Raw genomic sequence first — 17,409 nt, 5'->3', positions numbered from 1 at the left:
CCCGGAGGGCGGGCCGGGGGACGTGGGCGGTGTCCGCCGGGCCGTCCTGGACGCCGAGGCGGCCGCGCGGGAGGTGCTCGCGCTCGTCGAGGGCCGCGGCGGGGACGACGTGCGGCTGGCGGCGCGGGCCGCCGAGGCGCGGGCGATCCTCGCCGAGCTGGCCGGGCTCACCGGGGACGCGCAACGGGCGGCGGAGCTGTTCCGGCGGGCCGCCGGCGCGTACGTGTCCACCGGGCTCCCCTGGTTCGCCGTCGAGTACGAGGTACAGGTCGCCGCTCTGGCCCACCAGGCAGGTGACCCGGCCGGAGCCGAGCGGGCACTGCGGGCGGCCCTGGAGCACGGCGGGCCGTACGTCGAGCCGGTCGGGCGGGCCCAGCTGCACCTCCAGCTCGCCGAGGTGCTGGGCGGCCGGGACGCGACCGGTGAGGCGGCCGGACACGCGCTGGAGGCCGCGCACTGGGCCGACGAGGCCGGCGAGAGCGGCACCCTGGGCGCCTGGGCGCGGCAGCAGCTCGGCGGGTTCCTGCTGCGGCAGGGGCGGTACGCGGAGGCCGCCGAGGTGCTGGAGTCCGCGCTGGCCGACCTGAGTGCCGGCACGCACGGCGACGGGGTGGTCGTCCAGGCCCGCTGGTGGCTCGGGGACTGCCTGGGCGAGCTGGGCGAGCACAGGGCCGCCGCCGAGCAGCGCCTGAAGGCCGCCGAACTGGCCCGGCACTGGCCCGAGCAGCAGGACCACGCCACGCTCGCCCACCTGGCCGCCGAATCGCTGGCCGGCGCCGGCCTGACGGAGGAGGCGGAGCGGGCCTACGCGCGCGCGGGTGGCCTGTGGCGGGCGCTGGGCAACGCCCAGTTCCTCGTCCGCTCGCTGCGGGCCCGCGCCTGGCTGGCGCTGGACCGGGAAGCCGGTGCGGCGGACGCGCGCGCCCTGATGGGGCAGGCGGTACAGGAGTGCGAGAGGGCGCTCACGGCGGCCGGCCCGGCGGACCGGGAGGAGCTCGCCGTGGAGCTCGGCGGCACCCACCGCCAGTTCGCGGAGCTGCTGACGCGCTCGGCGTCGGAGGAGACCGAGGACGCGGCGATCCGGGCCGCGTTCGAGGCGGCGCTGGAGCGGATGACCCGGGCCGTCGCGGTGTTCGCCGCGCTCGGTGCGGCCGCGCTGCACGAACGCACCGGCGCGGAACTGGCCGCGGGCCGGCTGGAGGCGGACCTGGGCCTCCCCGCGCGGGCGGCGGCCCGCGCGCGTGCCGTGCTCACGGCCTACCGGGATGCCGACGGCGACGAGGACTGCGGCGACGGCGGGACCGTCCACGCACGGCGGACGGAGGCGACCCGGCTGCTGGAGGCGGCACGGGAGGCGGGAGCGCCGGAGGAACGCGGGTGACGGAGAGACCGCGACTGCCGAAAGAGACGGACCCGACCAAGGACACGGGACCGCCGTAGCGGTGGGACCGCCGTAGCGGTGGGACCGCCGTAGCGGTGGGACCGCCGTAGGAGGCGGGACCGCCGTAGGAGGCGGGACCGCCCTGGGAAGCGCGAGGAACCGGGAAGCGGGAGAGGCCGAGGAAGCGCGGGGGGCCAAGAGATCAGGGCCCACCGAAGACGCACGGGTGGCCGGAGAAGCGCGAGCGACCAGGAAGCGAGAGCGGCCGAGCTGGCAGGCCCGACCGAAGAAGCGCGAACGGGCAAGGAAGCACGAGAAACCGGGAAGCGAAAGTGGCCGAGGAAGCGCGGGGGCCGAGTTCGCAGGGCCGACCGAAGAAGCGCCAGCGGACACCGTGACGGAAGTGGTCGGGGAAACGGGTGTGACGCCGACCTCCCCCGGGACGCACCGCGCCCGTCACTCCCGCCAGCGGACACCGTGACGGGACTGGTCGGGTAAGCGAGTGTGGCGGCGGTCTCCCCCGGGACGCACCACGCCCGTCACTCCCGCCAGCGGACACCGTGACGGGACTGGTCGGGGAAGCGGGTGGGACGCCGACCTCCCCCCGGGACGCACCGCGGCCGTCACTCCCGCCAGCGGACACCGTGACGGAAGTGGTCGGGGAAACGGGTGTGGCGGCGGTCTCCCCCGGGGCGTACCGCGGGCGTCACTCCACCCCGATGAGCAGCAGCGCGCCCTGTCGGCCGCCGCGGTACACCACCGTGTCCACGGCCAGGTAGGACTCCCGTACGCGGGCCTCCAGGTGCGCGGCGGTGGTCTCGGGCGCCTCGTCTCCGACGACGAGCGTGACCAGCTCGCCGCCTGCCTGGAGCATGCGGTCCAGCACGGTCCGCGCGGTGGCGGTGACGTCCGCGCCGATCACCGCCACGTCGCCGTCGATCAGACCGAGCACGTCCCCGGCCTGGCAGATGCCGGCCGTCGTCCAGGACCGGTGCTCGGCCACGACGACCTCGGCGTGACGGGTGGCGCCCGCCGCCGAGGTCATCTGGACGACGTCCTCGTCGAACCGGCGCCCCGGCTCGTGCACGGCGAGCGCGGCGATGCCCTGGACCGCGGAGCGGGTCGGGATCAGGGCCACGCGGATGCCCTCGGTGCGGGCCTGTTCCGCCGCCGCGGCGGCCGTGTGGCGCAGCTCGGCGTCGTTGGGCAGCAGGACGACCTCGCGCGCGTGGGCACGCCGTACCGCCTGCACCAGCTCCCCGCTGGCCGGCGGCTCTCCGGGACGGGCCAGGACAGGGGTGGCGCCCGCCTCGGCGTACAGCCCGGCCAGTCCCTCGCCGGGTACGACGGCGACGACCGCCCGCTGGACGCGCTCGCGGGGAGCGCGCCCACGGCCGGCGTGCGCGTCGCCGAGACCGAAGTGCGTGATCCGGATCCGGTACGGCCGTCCCGCCTCCACTCCGGCCTCCACGGCCGCACCGGCGTCGTCGACGTGCACGTGCACGTTCCACAGGCCGTCGCCGCCGACCACGACCAGGGAGTCACCGAGGGCGTCGAGCCGCGCGCGCAGCCGGGCGACGGCCGCGTCGTCGGCCTCCAGCAGATAGATCACCTCGAACGCGGGGCCGCCGGTGTCGGCCGCGTCGGCGGCACAGGGGTCGGCCTCGCAGGGCGCGGTACCGGAAACGCTCCCTGCCGTGCCCTCCACGCGCGCGCGAGGAACGGAACCCGCCTCCCCGTCCGCGTGCCGGCCGGCCCCCGCCGCCACCTGCCCGCGGCCGTCCACGTCCCCGCCGGACCCCGCTGCCGCCGCCCCGCGACCGCCCAGATCCGTCCCGTCCGCCACCCCACGCCCGCGCCCGTGCCCGCCGGAATCCGTCCCGTCCGCCGCCCCACGCCCGCGCCCGCGACCGCCGGAATCCGTCCCGTCGGCCACCCCACGCCCGTGCGCGGTCCCCCGCAGCGGAGCCTCTCGGGGCGTCTCCCCCGTGAACGCCTCCACCAGTGCCCCCAGCACCGCCACCAGCCCCCGTCCGCCCGCGTCGACCACGCCGGCCCGCTCCAGCACGGCCAGCTGGCCCGGGGTCGCCGCCAGGGCCGTCCGCGCGCCCTCGTAGGCGGCCCGCGCGACCGTCCCGCAGTCACCCTCGGTCCCCTCGGCGGCCTCCGCGGCGGCCGAGGCGACGGTGAGCACCGTGCCCTCGACGGGGTGGGCGACGGCCTGCCGGGCGGAGTCGGCGGCCCGGCGCAGGGCCAGCCGCAGTCCCGGGCCGTCGATGCGCGCGGCGTCACCCGGCTCCGCGAGCACCTGCGCCATGCCGCGCAGCAGCTGCGCCAGGATCGTCCCGGAGTTGCCGCGGGCGCCGATGAGCGCGCCGTGCGCCATGGCCCGTACCGCGTCCGCCAGGGAAGGTTCCGCGCAGCCGGTCCCGTGGCCCGCGAAGACCGCCTCCACGGCCGTCGCCGCCGACTCCAGGGTCAGGTACAGGTTGGTCCCCGTGTCGCCGTCCGCCACCGGATAGACGTTGATCGCGTCGATCTCCTCACGGGCCCGCCCCAGTGCCCGGAGCGCCAGACCGCACCAGGTGCGCACCGCGAGAGCATCGAAGAATGTCTGCGGCACCTGCGGCACCTGCGCCTCCCTTGAGCTGGCTGGACGTGGACGCAGCGTAGACCCCGGACGGGCGTCCTCCGGAAGAGGGCCGGGAGCGGGGCCCTGAGCTGCCATGGTAGTTTCGTGGAACGGGAGCAGCCGTTGTATGCTGCTCCGGTTGCCCGATCCGATCGGGCTGTTCCCCTGGCAACGCCACTCAAGATCTCAGGTCTTAGATCTCGATCCCGGCCTGCCGGGATTAACCGTAAGTGCATCTGAAGTCTTTGGAGTGACCCGTGGCTGCCAACTGCGACGTCTGCGGCAAGGGGCCGGGCTTCGGCAACAACATCTCGCACTCGCACCGCCGTACGTCCCGCCGCTGGAACCCGAACATCCAGCGTGTGCGTACCGTGGTGAGCGGGACGCCGAAGCGCGTGAACGCTTGCACCTCGTGCATCAAGGCCGGCAAGGTTTCGCGCTGACGCTACCTCCCCCACTCTCGACCACGGTCGAGCCGGGGGACCCCCATCCGCGCGCGGCCACTGCCTGGCTCGCTGCACTGAGCCGGTCCACCTCACGGTGGGCCGGCTTTTTGCCGTACCCGGGGGCGGTGGGCGCCCCCGGCCTCAGGGGGTGCCGCGCCTGAGCGCCCAGCCGTGGTCCACGGGGCCGATGCCGGCGCCGAGGGCGAACCCGGCGGCGATCGCACCGGTGACGTACTCCTTGGCGGCCGTGACGGCCTCCGGCACCGGACGCCCCAGCGCCAGGCCGCAGGCGATCGCGGAGGCGAGCGTGCAGCCGGTGCCGTGAGTGTGCCGGTTGTCGTGGCGGGGGGCCCTGAGCACGAGCTCCTCGGAGCCGTCGGTGAGCAGGTCCACGGCCTCCCCGGACAGGTGGCCCCCCTTGATCAGCACCCATCGCGGCCCGTACTCGAGCACGGCCGCCGCGGCCCGCCGCAGGTCGTCCTCGGACCGCACGCGCACCCCGGTGAGCTGGGCCACCTCGTCGAGGTTCGGGGTGGCCACGGTGGCCACCGGCAGCAGCCTGGTCCGCACCGAGTCCAGGGCGGAGGCGGCCAGCAGCGGGTCGCCGTGCTTGGAGACGCCCACCGGGTCGACCACGGCCGGCGCGTCCGTGCCGGAGATCAACTCGGCGACCGTCTCGACCAGTTCCGCGGAGGACAGCATGCCGGTCTTCACGGCCTGCACGCCGATGTCGTCGACCACGCTGCGGTACTGGGCCCGGACCGCCGCCACGGGCAGTTCCCAGGCTCCCTGGACGCCCAGGGAGTTCTGCGCGGTCACCGCGGTGAGCACGCTCATGCCGTGGACGCCGAGCGCGAGCATCGTCTTCAGGTCGGCCTGGATGCCGGCGCCGCCGCCGGAGTCGGAACCGGCCACGGTCAGTACGCGGGGAGGCACCCGCTCGGCGCTCATGACTCGATGTCCCCGAAGTGGTCCCAGCCACCCTTGCTGGTCCAGGGCGCCCCGTCGACGGTGACCTGGGGCAGCGCGGACGGGTTGAGGACCTCGCCGATGACCTTCCAGCGGGCCGGGAGCTTGGTGTCGGACGGGAAGGTCGCCACGATCGCGTGGTCCTCTCCCCCGGTCAGCACCCACTGGAGCGGATCGACCCCGACGGCCTGCCCGATGTCGTTCATCTGGGTCGGGATGTCGATCGCGCCGGAGCGGATGTCGATGCGGACCTTGCTGGCCTCGGCGATGTGCCCGAGGTCGGCGATCAGGCCGTCGCTCACGTCGCACATGGCGGTGGCACCGAGTCCGGCGGCGGCCGGGCCCGCGTGGTAGGGCGGCTCGGGCCTCCGGTGGGCCTCCACGAAGGCGCGCGGTGAGCGGAAGCCGCGGACGAGCACCGCGTAACCGGCCGCGGACCAGCCCAGCCAGCCGGTGACGGCCACGAGGTCGCCGGGCTGGGCACCCGCGCGCGTGACCGGTTCGTGGTTGCGCAGATCGCCGAGCGCCGTGATCGACACCATGATCGTGTCGCCGCGTACGACGTCCCCGCCGACCACGGAGGCGCCGGCGACCTGGCACTCGTCGCGCAGGCCGTCCATCAGCTCGGTGGGCCAGGTGACCGGCAGTTCCGCCGGGACGACCAGGCCGAGCAGCAGCGCGGTCGGTACGGCGCCCATCGCGGCGATGTCCGCGAGGTTCTGCGCGGCGGCCTTGCGGCCGACGTCGTAGGCCGTGGACCAGTCACGGCGGAAGTGCCGGCCCTCCAGCAGGATGTCGGTGCTCGCCACCACCCGGCGGTCGGGCGCGGCGACCACCGCGGCGTCGTCACCGGGGCCGACCCGGACCGCCGGGGTGGTGGTGAGACGGGAGGTGAGCTCCCTGATGAGCCCGAACTCCCCGAGCTCACCAACAGTGCCCTTCATGTCCCTTGCTCCCCTTCTCTGCCTTGCCGTGCCCGTTCTCTGCCTTGCCGTGCCCGGTCGCGCGTCATCAGTGTCCCCGATACGGTCGAGGTGTCCGTCGTCGCGGTCGTGACGACCCACGACGCGGCCGTGCCGGCCGTCGGATACCGTCCAGGTGACCGTCAACGTCCGCGGTGCCTGCACCCTGGCGCGCAAGCCCGGTCCTCGCAGGTCTCCCCGCGGGGAGCGGCGACGCGATACCGTGGCGTTCCTTTCCCCCACATGATCCTCGTGGCCGCTCTGGAGGTTCCGTGGTACAGGCGTACATCCTGATCCAGACGGAGGTCGGCAAGGCGTCGACCGTCGCCGAGACGATCAGCAAGATCCCTGGCGTACTCCAGGCCGAGGACGTGACGGGTCCGTACGATGTCATCGTGCGCGCCCAGGCCGAGACGGTCGACGAACTCGGCCGCATGGTGGTCGCGAAGGTCCAGCAGGTGGACGGCATCACGCGCACCCTGACCTGTCCGGTCGTGCATCTGTAGCCCCCGTCTACGCTTGGCCGGTGAACTTCTTCCGTCACCGGCCTCTCGGCCTGCTCGCACCGGCCCTGCTCATCGCGGTCGCGGGCTGTTCCACGGCAGACGACAGCGACGCCGTGGCGGTCCCCACCCCCGACGGGAAGACCGCCCCGCTCTGCCGGGACCTGGACAAGGTTCTGCCGCGCACGGTGGACGGACAGAGCCGCCGGGACCCCGAACCCCGGTCCGCCTACACGGCGGGCTGGGGAAGCCCGGCGATCATACTGCGCTGCGGCATCGTCCGGCCGCCGAAGATGGTCGATCCCAAGGTGGCGCAGGGTGAGGACCCGAACGCGATCGGCGGCGGGGTCAACGGCGTCGACTGGCTGATGGAGAAGGAGGACGGCGGGACGTGGCGTTTCACCACGTCCGGCCGGCTCGCGTATGTGCAGGTGACGCTGCCGAAGAAGCTGTCCGGGTCGGACCACAGCGCCCAGGTGCTGATGGACCTGGCGGGGGCCGTCAAGAAGGCGGTCCCGGAAGGGCTCGCCTCCATGCGGTACTGACCCGCCAGACGGTCAGCGCAGGCCCGTCGGGCGGCGCAGCGCCGCCTGCACCAGGCGGTCGACCAGCTCGGGATAGCCGATGCCGGTCGCCTCCCACATCTTCGGGTACATCGAGATCGGCGTGAAGCCGGGCATGGTGTTGATCTCGTTGATCACGAACTCGCCGTCCTCGGTGAGGAAGAAGTCCGCGCGGACCAGGCCCTCGCAGGAGGCCGCCTCGAACGCCTCGACCGCGAGCCCGCGCACCTCGGCGGTCTGCTCCTCGGTGAGCGGCGCCGGGACGACACCGGGCGTGGAGTCGATGTACTTGGCCTCGAAGTCGTAGTACGCGTGGGCGTCCGGCGGCGGGATCTCGGCCGGGACGGAGGCGCGCGGACCGTCCTCGAACTCCAGGACGCCGCACTCGATCTCGCGGCCCCGCAGCGCCGCCTCGACCAGGATCTTCGGGTCGTGGCGCTGCGCCTCGGCGATCGCCTCGTCCAGTCCGGACAGGTCGTCGACCTTGGTGATGCCGATCGACGAACCCGCGCGCGCGGGCTTCACGAACAGCGGCCAGCCGTGCTCGCCCGCGAACTCGACGATCTTCTTGCGGGCGGCGGACTCGTCGCGTGCCCACTCGCGCGGCCGGATCACCACGTACGGGCCCACCTTGAGCCCGAAGGAGGTGAACACCCGCTTCATGTACTCCTTGTCCTGGCCGACGGCCGAGGCGAGCACGCCGGCGCCCACGTACGGCACTCCGGACAGCTCCAGCAGGCCCTGGAGGGTGCCGTCCTCGCCGTAGGGGCCGTGCAGCACCGGGAAGACGACGTCGACCTCGCCGAGCGCCTTGGGCACGGAGCCGGGCTCGCTGTAGACGACCTCGCGGCTGGCCGGGTCGACGGGGAGCACCACGCCGCCCTCGCTCGACTCCGCCAGGTCCTCCACGCTGGGGGTGCGGCGGTCGGTGATGGCCATCCGCTCCGGCTCGTCGGCCGTCAGCGCCCAGCGGCCGTCCGTGGTGATGCCGATCGGCAGGACGTCGTACTTCGTCCGGTCGATGGCCTTGAGGACGGCGCCCGCGGTGACCACGGAGATCCCGTGTTCGGAACTGCGCCCGCCGAACACGACGGCCACGCGCGGCTTGCGCGACGGCTGCTCAGGGCTCTGGGGAAGGTTCTCGGTGCTCATATCGCGTTGAGAGTACCCGGAGGTAGCGGCCAAGTCAGCGCGCGTCCCCGGGCCGTCGCTCAGCGTCGCGCGGACGGTCGCACAGCGTTGCGCGGCGGGCCCGGGACGGTGCCTCGCGGGCCGCCGTCAGCGCCGCTCGGGCTTGGCGCTGCGGGCCATCAGCTCCTTGAGCGCGACGACCGGCGACTTGCCCTCGTGCACGATGCTGACGACCGTCTCCGTGATGGGCATGTCGACGTCGTGCCGGCGGGCCAGGTCGAGCACGGACTCGCAGGACTTGACGCCCTCGGCGGTCTGCCGGGTGACCGCGATGGTCTCCTCCAGGGTCATGCCCTTGCCGAGGTTGGTGCCGAAGGTGTGGTTGCGGGACAGCGGCGAGGAGCAGGTGGCCACCAGGTCGCCCAGGCCCGCGAGTCCGGAGAAGGTCAGCGGGTCGGCGCCCATGGCGAGGCCGAGCCGGGTGGTCTCGGCGAGGCCGCGGGTGATCAGCGAGCCCTTGGCGTTGTCGCCGAGTCCCATGCCGTCGGCGATGCCCACCGCGAGCCCGATGACGTTCTTGACCGCGCCCGCGAGTTCGCAGCCCACCACGTCGGTGTTGGTGTACGGCCGGAAGTACGGCGTGTGGCAGGCGGCCTGGAGCCGCTGGGCCACCCGCTCGTCGGTGCAGGCCACGACGGCGAGGGCGGGCATGCGGGCGGCGATCTCGCGGGCCAGGTTGGGCCCGGTGACCACCGCGACGCGGTCGGCGCCGACCTTGGCGACGTCCTCGATGACCTCGCTCATCCGCATGGTGGAGCCGAGTTCGACGCCCTTCATCAGGGAGACCAGGACGGTGTCGGGCGCGAGCAGCGGGGTCCACTCGGCGAGGTTGGCGCGCAGTGTCTGGGAGGGGACCGCGAGGACCGTGAAGTCCGCCTCGCGCAGCGCCTCGGCCGCGTCGGCGGTGGCGCGCAGGTTCTCCGGGAGTTCCACGCCGGGCAGGTAGTCGGGGTTGGTCCGGGTGGAGTTGACCGCCTCGGCCAGCTCCGGCCGGCGGGCCCACAGGGTCACGTCACAGCCGGCGTCGGCGAGCACCATGCCGAAGGCGGTGCCCCACGAACCGGTGCCCATGACGGCCGCCCGCACAGGCTTGCTCACTTGCTCTGCCCTTCCGCTTGCCTGTCCCGCGTCTGCGCCTGCGTGCGGCGCCGCTGCTCGATCCGCTCACGGCGCGGGTCGTACGGCGTCGCGGGCGCCTTCTCCCCGCGGATGTCCTCCAGCCGGCGGGTGATGGCCGCCATGATGACCTCGGTGGCCTCCTTCAGCACGTCCGGGGTCATCTCCCGGCCGTAGAACCGGGAGAGGTCGACGGGCGGGCCGGCGAGTACGTGGTGGGTCTTGCGCGGGAAGAGGCTCGGCTTCTTGGCGTACGGCGGCAGCAGTTCGTTGGCGCCCCACTGGGCGACCGGGATGACCGGGCACCTGGTCTGCAGGGCGACCCGGGCGGCGCCGGTCTTGCCGGTCATGGGCCAGCCGTCCGGGTCGCGGGTCAGGGTGCCCTCGGGGTAGAACGCCACGCACTCGCCGCGCTCCACGGCGTCGATCGCGGCCCGGAAGGCGCTGAGCGCGTCCGTGGACTCGCGGTAGACGGGGATCTGCCCGGTGCCGCGCATGGCGGCGCCGACGAATCCCTTCTTGAAAAGCCCGCTCTTCGCCAGGAATCGCGGGACCCGTCCGGTGTTGTACTGATAGTGCGCGTACGCGAAGGGGTCCACGTGGGAATTGTGGTTCACCACGGTGATAAAGCCGCCCTCGGCCGGAATGTGCTCCATTCCACGCCAGTCCCGCTTGATCAGAACCACCAGCGGCGGTTTGCAGATCACCGCGGCGAAGCGGTACCAGAAGCCGATTCTGCGGCGGGGCACAAGGACACCTTCCTCTAGGACTGCCACCCCGGCGGGGGCCGCACAAGTCTGGCCCCGGGCCGCCGGTCTGTCGAGAACACCGTACGCCCGCCCGTCACCGGCCCCCACCCTCGCAAGGCGCTTCGCACGCCTGCCGATACCCGCGGCGGCGGACGGCCCGGGTGACAATGAGCGGGACGAGAGAGGGACGGTACGCCGGTGCAGTGGACCTTGGTCATCCCCGTGAAGCCCCTGACGCGGGCCAAGAGCAGGCTCGCGGACACCGCCGGCGACGGGGTGCGCCCGGGGCTGGCGCTGGCGTTCGCGCAGGACACGGTGGGCGCGGCGCTGGCCTGCGCGGCGGTGTCCGATGTGGCGGTCGTCACGGACGACGAGCTGGCCGGCCGGGAGCTGGCGGCCCTGGGCGCGCGCATCGTCCCGGACCCCCCCGGCGGCGGCCTGAACGCCGCTGTGGCCCATGGTGCCGCCGCCGTACGGGAAATGCGTCCCGGTGCCCCGGTGGCGGCCCTGAACGCCGATCTTCCGGCGCTGCGTCCGGCGGAACTCTTCCGGGTACTGGCCGCCGCCGAGGAATTCCCGCGGGCGTTTCTCGCGGATACGGCGGAGCGGGGCACGACTTTGCTGGCGGCGGCCGGCGACCGCGCATTGCGGCCGGCGTTCGGCATTGATTCCCGCTCCCGGCACCGGGCCTCGGGAGCGGTGGAACTCCTGCTCGCGGGGGTCGATTCGGTACGGCAGGACGTGGACACCGGCGCCGACCTGCGCGCGGCCCTGGCGCTGGGGGTGGGGCGGTACACGGCGGCGGCGTCGGCGGGACTGCTGGAGGCGACCGGGGAGGGCACCTCCGCCCGCGGCTGAGCGGCGCCCGGGAAAGCGGCCGGACCCGCGGACGCCCCCGCGTTTCGAAAAGGGCACTACGCTGGCTCACATGCAGGCCACCGCGTACACGTACGACCCGGAAACCCGCAGCGGGCAGGTACTCCTCGACGACGGGACCCCCGTGCCCTTCGGCACCGCGGCGTTCGACGCGGGCGGGCTGCGGCTGCTCCGGCCCGGTCAGCGCGTGCGGATCGAGACCGAGGGTGCCGGGACCGGCCTGCGGATCACCCTCGTAACCCTTCAGACCCTGTAACTGCCCTTACACACGCCGCGGGCCGGGCTCCCCTGGGGAGTCCGGCCCGGCGCGTGTGGCCGCTTGGGCTGCCTTACGACGTCGCCTTGCGGGCGGTGGCCTTCTTGGCGGTGGTCTTGCGGGCCGTCGACTTCTTGGCCGGGGCCTTCTTGGCGGTGACCTTCTTCGCCGGGGCCTTCTTGGCCGTCGTCTTCTTGGCGGTGGTCTTCTTCGCCGCGGTGGTCTTGGCGGTCGCCGTGGTCTTCTTCGCCGGCGTCGCCTTCTTCGCCGCGGCCTTCTTCGTGGTGGCGGCCGTGGTCTTCTTCGCCGGCGTCGCCTTCTTCGCCGTGGTCTTCTTCGCGGCGGCCTTGGTGGTCTTCTTGGCGGCGGCCTTCTTGACCGTCGCCGCGGCGCCGCCGGTCAGGCTGCCCTTGGGCGCCTTCTTGACCGACACCTCGCCGCCGCGGGGCAGCTTCTTCGAGCCGCTCACCAGGTCCTTGAAGCCCTGACCGGCGCGGAAGCGCGGCACGGAGGTCTTCTTGACCCGAACCCGCTCGCCCGTCTGAGGGTTGCGGGCGTAACGGGCGGGGCGGTCCACCTTCTCGAAGGACCCGAAGCCGGTGACCGAGACCCGCTCGCCCGCGACGACCGCGCGGACGATGGCGTCCAGGACATGATCGACAGCCTCGGCGGCCTGCTGGCGGCCACCTACCTTGTCGGCAATCGCTTCTACGAGCTGCGCCTTGTTCACGTCTTCCCCTTCGGAGACCTCGCCAGAACGAAAGTGTTCAAGCTTTTTCGCACGTTAGGCAGATATATACCGCAAATCAAACACGAAACGGGCTTATCACCCTTGTGCCGCAACGGACTCGGCGGTCCCGGGCTGTTCAGCGGTCCTCGTCGGGGATCCGACCCTCGTCGAGGTCCGCGCCGAACCGCTCGAGCCGCCTTGCCGCAGCGGCCGGATCGTGCTTGGCCGCGGCCGTAATGACCAGCAGCTTCCGGGTCAGCGCCATCCGTACGCCCTCCGGGACTTGCAGTGCGCGCACTCTTGCGTGCGCTTCCTTGAGCTGGTTCGCGACCGCCGTATAGAGCTGGAGTTGGCCGTCGTGTTCCATGCACAGATTGTGCCATCTGGGGCGAGTTGTCGCCTGCGCAGGGGGCAACTGCCGCCTCAAATGGCCTTCCAGGCACTTGCGGGGGCCGCGAACACGGCACTCACCTACCCGCACAACATGCTTCGTAACGTGGGCAGTTGAGCGGCTCCGCACCGGACGGCAGGTCCGTTCGGGTGCAGACATGGCTGTACCCCCAATCGTGGCGACCGGGGGTACAGAGGGGGTGTGGAGGTGGCCGAAACCCGACCCGTGAAGGCGGGCCGGGCCCGGCTCGGGTCAGACCTGGAGCGTCCGCGGCTTGTGAGCGGGCCGCTTGCCTTCGTAGGCGGCGATGTCGGGCTCGTTCCGGAGCGTGATGGAGATGTCGTCCAGGCCGTTCAGCAGCCGCCAGCGGGAGTTCTCGTCCAGCTCGAAGGGGGCGGTGAGGTCCCCGGCGCGCACCTCGCGCGCTTCGAGGTCCACCGTGACCTCGGCCGTGGGGTCGGCCTCGGTCAGCTCCCACAGCGCGTCCACGATCTTCTGCTCCAGGACCACCGTGAGCAGGCCGTTCTTCAGCGAGTTGCCCCGGAAGATGTCGGCGAAGCGCGAGGAGATCACGGCCTTGAAGCCGTAGTTCTGCAGCGCCCAGACGGCGTGCTCCCGGGAGGAGCCGGTGCCGAAGTCGGGGCCGGCGACCAGGACGGTCGCACCCTGCCGCTCGGGCCGGTTGAGGACGAAGGACCCGTCCTTGCGCCAGGCCTCGAACAACCCGTCCTCGAAACCGTCGCGGGTGACCTTCTTGAGCCAGTGAGCAGGGATGATCTGGTCGGTGTCGACGTTGCTGCGGCGCAGCGGGACGGCCCGGCCGGTGTGGGTGGTGAAGGCTTCCATGGTTATCGGGCTCCAGCGGGCGCGGGGACGTCGGTCAGGTCGGCGGGCGAGGCCAGGTGGCCGAGGACGGCGGTGGCCGCCGCGACCTGCGGCGACACCAGGTGGGTACGGCCGCCCTTGCCCTGTCGGCCCTCGAAGTTGCGGTTGGAGGTGGAGGCGGAGCGCTCGCCCGGGGCCAGCTGGTCGGGGTTCATGCCGAGGCACATCGAGCAGCCCGCGTGGCGCCATTCGGCGCCGGCCTCCTTGAAGACCACGTCGAGGCCCTCGGAGACGGCCTGCAGACCGACCCGCGCGGAGCCGGGGACGACCAGCATCCGTACACCGTCGGCGACTTTGCGGTCCCGCAGGATGTCGGCGGCGGCGCGCAGGTCCTCGATGCGGCCGTTGGTGCAGGAACCTACGAAGACGGTGTCCACACCGATGGAGCGCAGCGGCTGTCCGGCCTCCAACCCCATGTACTCCAGGGCCTTTTCGGCGGCGAAGCGCTCCGATGCGTCTTCGTACGAAGCCGGGTCGGGGACGGCCGCCGAAAGGGGTGCGCCCTGCCCCGGGTTGGTACCCCAGGTGACGAACGGCGACAGCTCGGCGGCGTCGATGACGACCTCGGCGTCGAAGACGGCGTCCTCGTCGGTCCTCAGGGTCGACCAGTAGGCGACGGCGGCGTCCCAGTCGGCACCCTCGGGGGCGTGCGGGCGGCCCTTGAGGTAGTCGAAGGTGGTCGCGTCCGGGGCGATCATGCCCGCGCGGGCGCCGGCCTCGATCGACATGTTGCAGATGGTCATCCGGGCCTCCATCGAGAGCTTCTCGATGGCGGAGCCGCGGTACTCCAGCACGTACCCCTGGCCGCCGCCCGTACCGATCCTGGCGATGATCGCCAGGATGAGGTCCTTGGCGGTCACCCCGTCGGGCAGCTCGCCCTCGACCGTGATGGCCATGGTCTTCGGGCGGGCCATCGGCAGCGTCTGGGTGGCCAGCACGTGCTCCACCTGGGAGGTGCCGATACCGAACGCCAGGGCACCGAAGGCACCGTGCGTGGAGGTGTGGGAGTCGCCGCAGACGACGGTCGTGCCGGGCTGGGTCAGGCCCAGCTGCGGGCCGACGACGTGCACGACGCCCTGCTCGACGTCGCCCAGCGGGTGCAGCCGCACACCGAACTCGGCGCAGTTCTTCCGCAGGGTCTCCAGCTGGGCGCGGGAGACCGGGTCGGCGATGGGCTTGTCGATGTCGAGGGTCGGGGTGTTGTGGTCCTCGGTCGCGATGGTGAGGTCGAGGCGGCGCACGGTGCGGCCGCTCTTGCGGAGCCCGTCGAAGGCCTGGGGGCTGGTCACCTCGTGCAGCAGGTGCAGATCGATGTAGAGGAGGTCGGGCTCGCCCTCGGCGCGCCGGACGACATGGTCGTCCCAGACCTTCTCCGCGAGTGTCCTACCCATCGCTTTCCCTCCGGCCGGCAGACGTGCGCCGACCCAACTAGAGATCCTGGGATGCGGTGGCTGCCCTTCTCGGGGCCCCTGAAAGTCGTGATTCCGGGCGTCCACCGCCGGGCCCGTTGGTCCGCGGGCCGCTGTGTGATTCCAGGGTGGCGCGTTCCACCGAAAATTGAACTTGCGTTTCACAGAGTGAGACGTGAGTATCGTTGCATGGACAACAGTAGCGGCGTCGGCGTTCTGGACAAGGCGGCCCTCGTCCTGAGCGCTCTGGAGTCCGGTCCGGCCACCCTCGCGGGTCTGGTCGGGGCCACCGGACTGGCACGACCCACGGCTCACCGCCTGGCCGTGGCTCTGGAACACCACCGCATGGTGGCACGCGACATGCAGGGCCGCTTCATCCTCGGCCCGCGTCTCGCGGAGCTCGCGGCGGCGGCGGGCGAGGACCGCCTGCTCGCGACGGCGGGCCCCGTGCTCACCCACCTCCGTGATGTCACCGGCGAGAGTGCGCAGCTCTACCGCCGCCAGGGTGACATGCGGATCTGCGTGGCCGCGGCGGAACGCCTGTCCGGCCTGCGGGACACCGTCCCGGTCGGCTCCACGCTCACCATGAAGGCGGGCTCCTCGGCACAGATCCTGATGGCCTGGGAGGAGCCGGAGCGCCTGCACCGGGGCCTGCAGGGCGCCCGCTTCACGGCGACGGCCCTGTCCGGGGTGCGGCGGCGCGGCTGGGCGCAGTCCATCGGTGAGCGCGAGCCGGGCGTCGCGTCCGTCTCCGCGCCCGTGCGCGGCCCCTCCAACCGCGTGGTGGCCGCCGTGTCCGTCTCCGGCCCCATCGAGCGCCTGACCCGCCACCCGGGACGTATGCACGCCCAGGCGGTCATCGACGCCGCGGCCCGCCTCTCCGAGGCCCTGCGCCGCTCGGGCTGAGCCCGGCTTCCGCGACACCGGGAGGGCCTGCCCCAGCGCCGCGGCAGGCCCTCCGCGCGTGTCCCGGCACCCGTGCGCGCCGCCCGCGGTCAGGAGGCGCGCAGGCGGTCGGCGGCCCGTTCGCCGCGGCGGCCGACGGGGACGGCCCCGGTGGCGGCGGCCAGCCCGTACGCGGGCATGTTCACGTACACCGACTCATGGGCCCCGGCCGGCACGGCGTACGTCTCGTGCCAGAAGCCCACCTTGCCCCTCCCCTCCCGCAGGCGCCGGTTGTAGGCCGCCCAGGCCGGGCGGTGGCGGCGGTCCGGCGCCGAGGCGTAGGCGAGCAGCTTCTCCGTCGACTCCCAGTACTGCACGACGTACACCTCGCGCAGCCCGCCCCGCAGCACCTTGAAGCCCAGCAGGCCGCTGTCCCGGTCCCGGCGGAGTTCCGCGAGCATCGGTCCCATCGCCCGCGCGACCGGCCACCAACTGCGCACCGCCGCGAAGCTGTTCACGCGCATCCCGATGAGGAAGACGACGACCCCGCCCTCCCGTGCGGCGGTGGTGCGCCCCTCGACGACAGTCCGTCCCATGAGTCCCCCTCGGCTCGATCGGATAGCGGTGCTATCCATGGTTGGATAGTGGCACTCCCCAACAGGGAGCGCAAGAGGAAGGGACGGGAACGCGGAATGCGACTTGCGGAGCTGAGCGCACGCAGCGGGGTCTCCGTGGCGACGATCAAGTACTACCTGCGCGAGGGGCTGCTGCACCCGGGACGGCGGGTCACCGCCACCCAGGCCGAGTACGACGAGGAGCATCTGCGCCGGCTCCGGCTGGTGCGGGCGCTGATCCAGGTGGGCCGGGTCCCGGTGAGTTCGGCCCGGGAGGTGCTCGCCGCCCTGCAGGAGGAGGGACTCAGCCGGAACCGGCAGCTGGGCACGGCGGTGTGGGCGCTGCCGCACGGCCCCGACCCCGACGACACCGACCCGGCCACCGCGTCCGCCCGGCGGACGGCCGACGAGCTGCTCGGACGCCTGGGCTGGGCTGACGACGACGCTCCCGAGGCCACCCGGTCCGCACCCCCGTACCGGATGCTGGTGACCGCGCTCACGACGCTCGCCCGGCTCGGATATCCCTGTTCGGTCACCGACTTGGAGCCGTACGCCCACGCCATGGCGCGGATCGCCGTCGACGATCTGGACCTGGTGGAGCGCCACGCGCCGGACGAGCAGGTGGAGGCGGCCGTGGCGCTGACCGTCCTGTACGAACCGGTGCTGCTCGGGCTGCGCCGGCTGGCGCACGCCCAGGAGTCGCGCCGGCGGTACGAGGAGGGCTGATCCCGGGTACGCGAAAGGCCCCCCACCGAGGTGGAGGGCCTTTCCTGTGCGTACCCCCGACCGGATTCGAACCGGCGCTACCGCCTTGAGAGGGCGGCGTGCTAGGCCGCTACACAACGGGGGCC

At 72.9% G+C, this 17,409-nt stretch carries 18 protein-coding genes, 1 tRNA gene and 1 pseudogene; 8 read left to right on the top strand and 12 right to left on the bottom strand.

From position 1 onward, the window contains the following. Positions 1-1,381: pseudogene (locus GT045_RS14280) on the top strand (tetratricopeptide repeat protein); the annotation flags it as partial. 706 nt (positions 1,382-2,087) lie between these two features. Here GT045_RS14280 and GT045_RS14275 read toward each other — a convergent pair. Next, positions 2,088-4,013 (bottom strand): DAK2 domain-containing protein, encoded by a 1,926-nt coding sequence (locus GT045_RS14275; RefSeq protein ID WP_161334387.1) that lies wholly within the window; start codon positions 4,011-4,013, stop codon positions 2,088-2,090. A 257-nt stretch (positions 4,014-4,270) separates the two neighbouring features. On the opposite strand from GT045_RS14275, the gene rpmB reads away from it, so the two are divergent. After that, positions 4,271-4,456: a 50S ribosomal protein L28 gene (gene rpmB / locus GT045_RS14270; RefSeq protein ID WP_003973430.1), complete on the top strand. Its 186-nt coding sequence runs from the start codon at positions 4,271-4,273 to the stop codon at positions 4,454-4,456. Between the two features lie 144 nt (positions 4,457-4,600). On the opposite strand, the gene thiD is transcribed toward rpmB, so the two are convergent. Both thiD and GT045_RS14260 read right to left on the bottom strand, forming a co-directional pair. Further along, on the bottom strand, positions 4,601-5,410 hold the full coding sequence (thiD, locus tag GT045_RS14265) for a bifunctional hydroxymethylpyrimidine kinase/phosphomethylpyrimidine kinase (protein ID WP_202528051.1): 810 nt from the start codon (positions 5,408-5,410) through the stop codon (positions 4,601-4,603). Then, on the bottom strand, positions 5,407-6,372 hold the full coding sequence (locus GT045_RS14260; protein WP_161294770.1) for a thiamine-phosphate kinase: 966 nt from the start codon (positions 6,370-6,372) through the stop codon (positions 5,407-5,409). Before GT045_RS14260 ends, thiD begins: the two co-directional genes overlap by 4 nt. A gap of 290 nt (positions 6,373-6,662) precedes the next feature. On the opposite strand from GT045_RS14260, the gene GT045_RS14255 reads away from it, so the two are divergent. Both GT045_RS14255 and GT045_RS14250 read left to right on the top strand, forming a co-directional pair. After that, positions 6,663-6,896, top strand: a complete 234-nt coding sequence (locus GT045_RS14255; protein ID WP_030649166.1) for an Lrp/AsnC ligand binding domain-containing protein — start codon at positions 6,663-6,665, stop codon at positions 6,894-6,896. 20 nt (positions 6,897-6,916) lie between these two features. After that, positions 6,917-7,438, top strand: a complete 522-nt coding sequence (locus GT045_RS14250; RefSeq protein WP_161334385.1) for a DUF3515 domain-containing protein — start codon at positions 6,917-6,919, stop codon at positions 7,436-7,438. Positions 7,439-7,450: 12 nt separating this feature from the next. On the opposite strand, the gene GT045_RS14245 is transcribed toward GT045_RS14250, so the two are convergent. The 3 genes from GT045_RS14245 to GT045_RS14235 all read right to left on the bottom strand — a co-directional run bounded on the left by GT045_RS14245 (position 7,451) and on the right by GT045_RS14235 (position 10,512). After that, entirely contained in the window at positions 7,451-8,608 is a 1,158-nt protein-coding gene (locus tag GT045_RS14245; protein ID WP_161294774.1) for a D-alanine--D-alanine ligase family protein, read from the bottom strand. Between the two features lie 126 nt (positions 8,609-8,734). Beyond that, positions 8,735-9,745: an NAD(P)H-dependent glycerol-3-phosphate dehydrogenase gene (locus tag GT045_RS14240; protein ID WP_161334384.1), complete on the bottom strand. Its 1,011-nt coding sequence runs from the start codon at positions 9,743-9,745 to the stop codon at positions 8,735-8,737. Beyond that, entirely contained in the window at positions 9,742-10,512 is a 771-nt protein-coding gene (locus GT045_RS14235; RefSeq protein ID WP_161294777.1) for a lysophospholipid acyltransferase family protein, read from the bottom strand. Before GT045_RS14235 ends, GT045_RS14240 begins: the two co-directional genes overlap by 4 nt. 198 nt (positions 10,513-10,710) lie before the next feature. On the opposite strand from GT045_RS14235, the gene cofC reads away from it, so the two are divergent. After that, complete coding sequence (cofC, locus tag GT045_RS14230) at positions 10,711-11,370, top strand: 2-phospho-L-lactate guanylyltransferase (RefSeq protein WP_161334383.1); 660 nt, start codon at positions 10,711-10,713, stop codon at positions 11,368-11,370. Between the two features lie 70 nt (positions 11,371-11,440). Continuing rightward, positions 11,441-11,644, top strand: a complete 204-nt coding sequence (locus tag GT045_RS14225; RefSeq protein WP_161294781.1) for a hypothetical protein — start codon at positions 11,441-11,443, stop codon at positions 11,642-11,644. Between the two features lie 73 nt (positions 11,645-11,717). Here GT045_RS14225 and GT045_RS14220 read toward each other — a convergent pair whose 3' ends face one another. From GT045_RS14220 to leuC, 4 genes are all read right to left on the bottom strand, one after another. Next, the gene (locus tag GT045_RS14220; RefSeq protein ID WP_161294783.1) at positions 11,718-12,374 is read right to left on the bottom strand and encodes an HU family DNA-binding protein; all 657 of its coding nucleotides are present in this window, start codon (positions 12,372-12,374) and stop codon (positions 11,718-11,720) included. Positions 12,375-12,510: 136 nt separating this feature from the next. Continuing rightward, positions 12,511-12,741 carry a hypothetical protein gene (locus GT045_RS14215; RefSeq protein WP_161294785.1) on the bottom strand — a complete coding sequence of 77 codons (231 nt, stop codon included), beginning with the start codon at positions 12,739-12,741 and terminating at the stop codon, positions 12,511-12,513. Between the two features lie 276 nt (positions 12,742-13,017). After that, positions 13,018-13,611: a 3-isopropylmalate dehydratase small subunit gene (gene leuD, locus GT045_RS14210; protein WP_161294787.1), complete on the bottom strand. Its 594-nt coding sequence runs from the start codon at positions 13,609-13,611 to the stop codon at positions 13,018-13,020. Between the two features lie 2 nt (positions 13,612-13,613). Then, a complete protein-coding gene (leuC, locus tag GT045_RS14205; RefSeq protein ID WP_161294789.1) occupies positions 13,614-15,041 on the bottom strand; it encodes a 3-isopropylmalate dehydratase large subunit in 1,428 nt (475 codons plus the stop codon). A 207-nt stretch (positions 15,042-15,248) separates the two neighbouring features. Between leuC and ndgR the strand changes: the two genes are divergently transcribed. After that, the gene (ndgR, locus tag GT045_RS14200) at positions 15,249-15,965 is read left to right on the top strand and encodes an IclR family transcriptional regulator NdgR (protein ID WP_009320373.1); all 717 of its coding nucleotides are present in this window, start codon (positions 15,249-15,251) and stop codon (positions 15,963-15,965) included. Between the two features lie 89 nt (positions 15,966-16,054). On the opposite strand, the gene GT045_RS14195 is transcribed toward ndgR, so the two are convergent. Next, positions 16,055-16,540 (bottom strand): DUF4188 domain-containing protein, encoded by a 486-nt coding sequence (locus tag GT045_RS14195; protein WP_161334382.1) that lies wholly within the window; start codon positions 16,538-16,540, stop codon positions 16,055-16,057. A gap of 96 nt (positions 16,541-16,636) precedes the next feature. Between GT045_RS14195 and GT045_RS14190 the strand changes: the two genes are divergently transcribed. Then, positions 16,637-17,284 carry a MerR family transcriptional regulator gene (locus GT045_RS14190; RefSeq protein ID WP_161291430.1) on the top strand — a complete coding sequence of 216 codons (648 nt, stop codon included), beginning with the start codon at positions 16,637-16,639 and terminating at the stop codon, positions 17,282-17,284. A gap of 51 nt (positions 17,285-17,335) precedes the next feature. Here GT045_RS14190 and GT045_RS14185 read toward each other — a convergent pair. Then, positions 17,336-17,408: transfer RNA gene (locus tag GT045_RS14185), tRNA-Glu, on the bottom strand. Position 17,409: the final 1 nt, after the last annotated feature.

Source organism: Streptomyces sp. SID486 (genome assembly GCF_009865385.1).
GTDB lineage: Bacteria > Actinomycetota > Actinomycetes > Streptomycetales > Streptomycetaceae > Streptomyces.
The sequence above is the reverse complement of the archived record's forward strand: the minus strand, read 5'-3'. Positions and strand labels throughout refer to the sequence as shown.

Coding starts and splice junctions, on each gene's coding strand:
- GT045_RS14190 (WP_161291430.1), top strand. CDS start 16,637: ATGCGACTTGCGGAGCTGAGCGCACGCAGCGGGGTCTCCGTGGCGACG.
- GT045_RS14245 (WP_161294774.1), bottom strand. CDS start 8,608: ATGAGCACCGAGAACCTTCCCCAGAGCCCTGAGCAGCCGTCGCGCAAG.
- leuC (WP_161294789.1), bottom strand. CDS start 15,041: ATGGGTAGGACACTCGCGGAGAAGGTCTGGGACGACCATGTCGTCCGG.
- ndgR (WP_009320373.1), top strand. CDS start 15,249: ATGGACAACAGTAGCGGCGTCGGCGTTCTGGACAAGGCGGCCCTCGTC.
- GT045_RS14195 (WP_161334382.1), bottom strand. CDS start 16,540: ATGGGACGGACTGTCGTCGAGGGGCGCACCACCGCCGCACGGGAGGGC.
- thiD (WP_202528051.1), bottom strand. CDS start 5,410: ATGAGCGCCGAGCGGGTGCCTCCCCGCGTACTGACCGTGGCCGGTTCC.
- GT045_RS14260 (WP_161294770.1), bottom strand. CDS start 6,372: ATGAAGGGCACTGTTGGTGAGCTCGGGGAGTTCGGGCTCATCAGGGAG.
- GT045_RS14225 (WP_161294781.1), top strand. CDS start 11,441: ATGCAGGCCACCGCGTACACGTACGACCCGGAAACCCGCAGCGGGCAG.
- GT045_RS14215 (WP_161294785.1), bottom strand. CDS start 12,741: ATGGAACACGACGGCCAACTCCAGCTCTATACGGCGGTCGCGAACCAG.
- leuD (WP_161294787.1), bottom strand. CDS start 13,611: ATGGAAGCCTTCACCACCCACACCGGCCGGGCCGTCCCGCTGCGCCGC.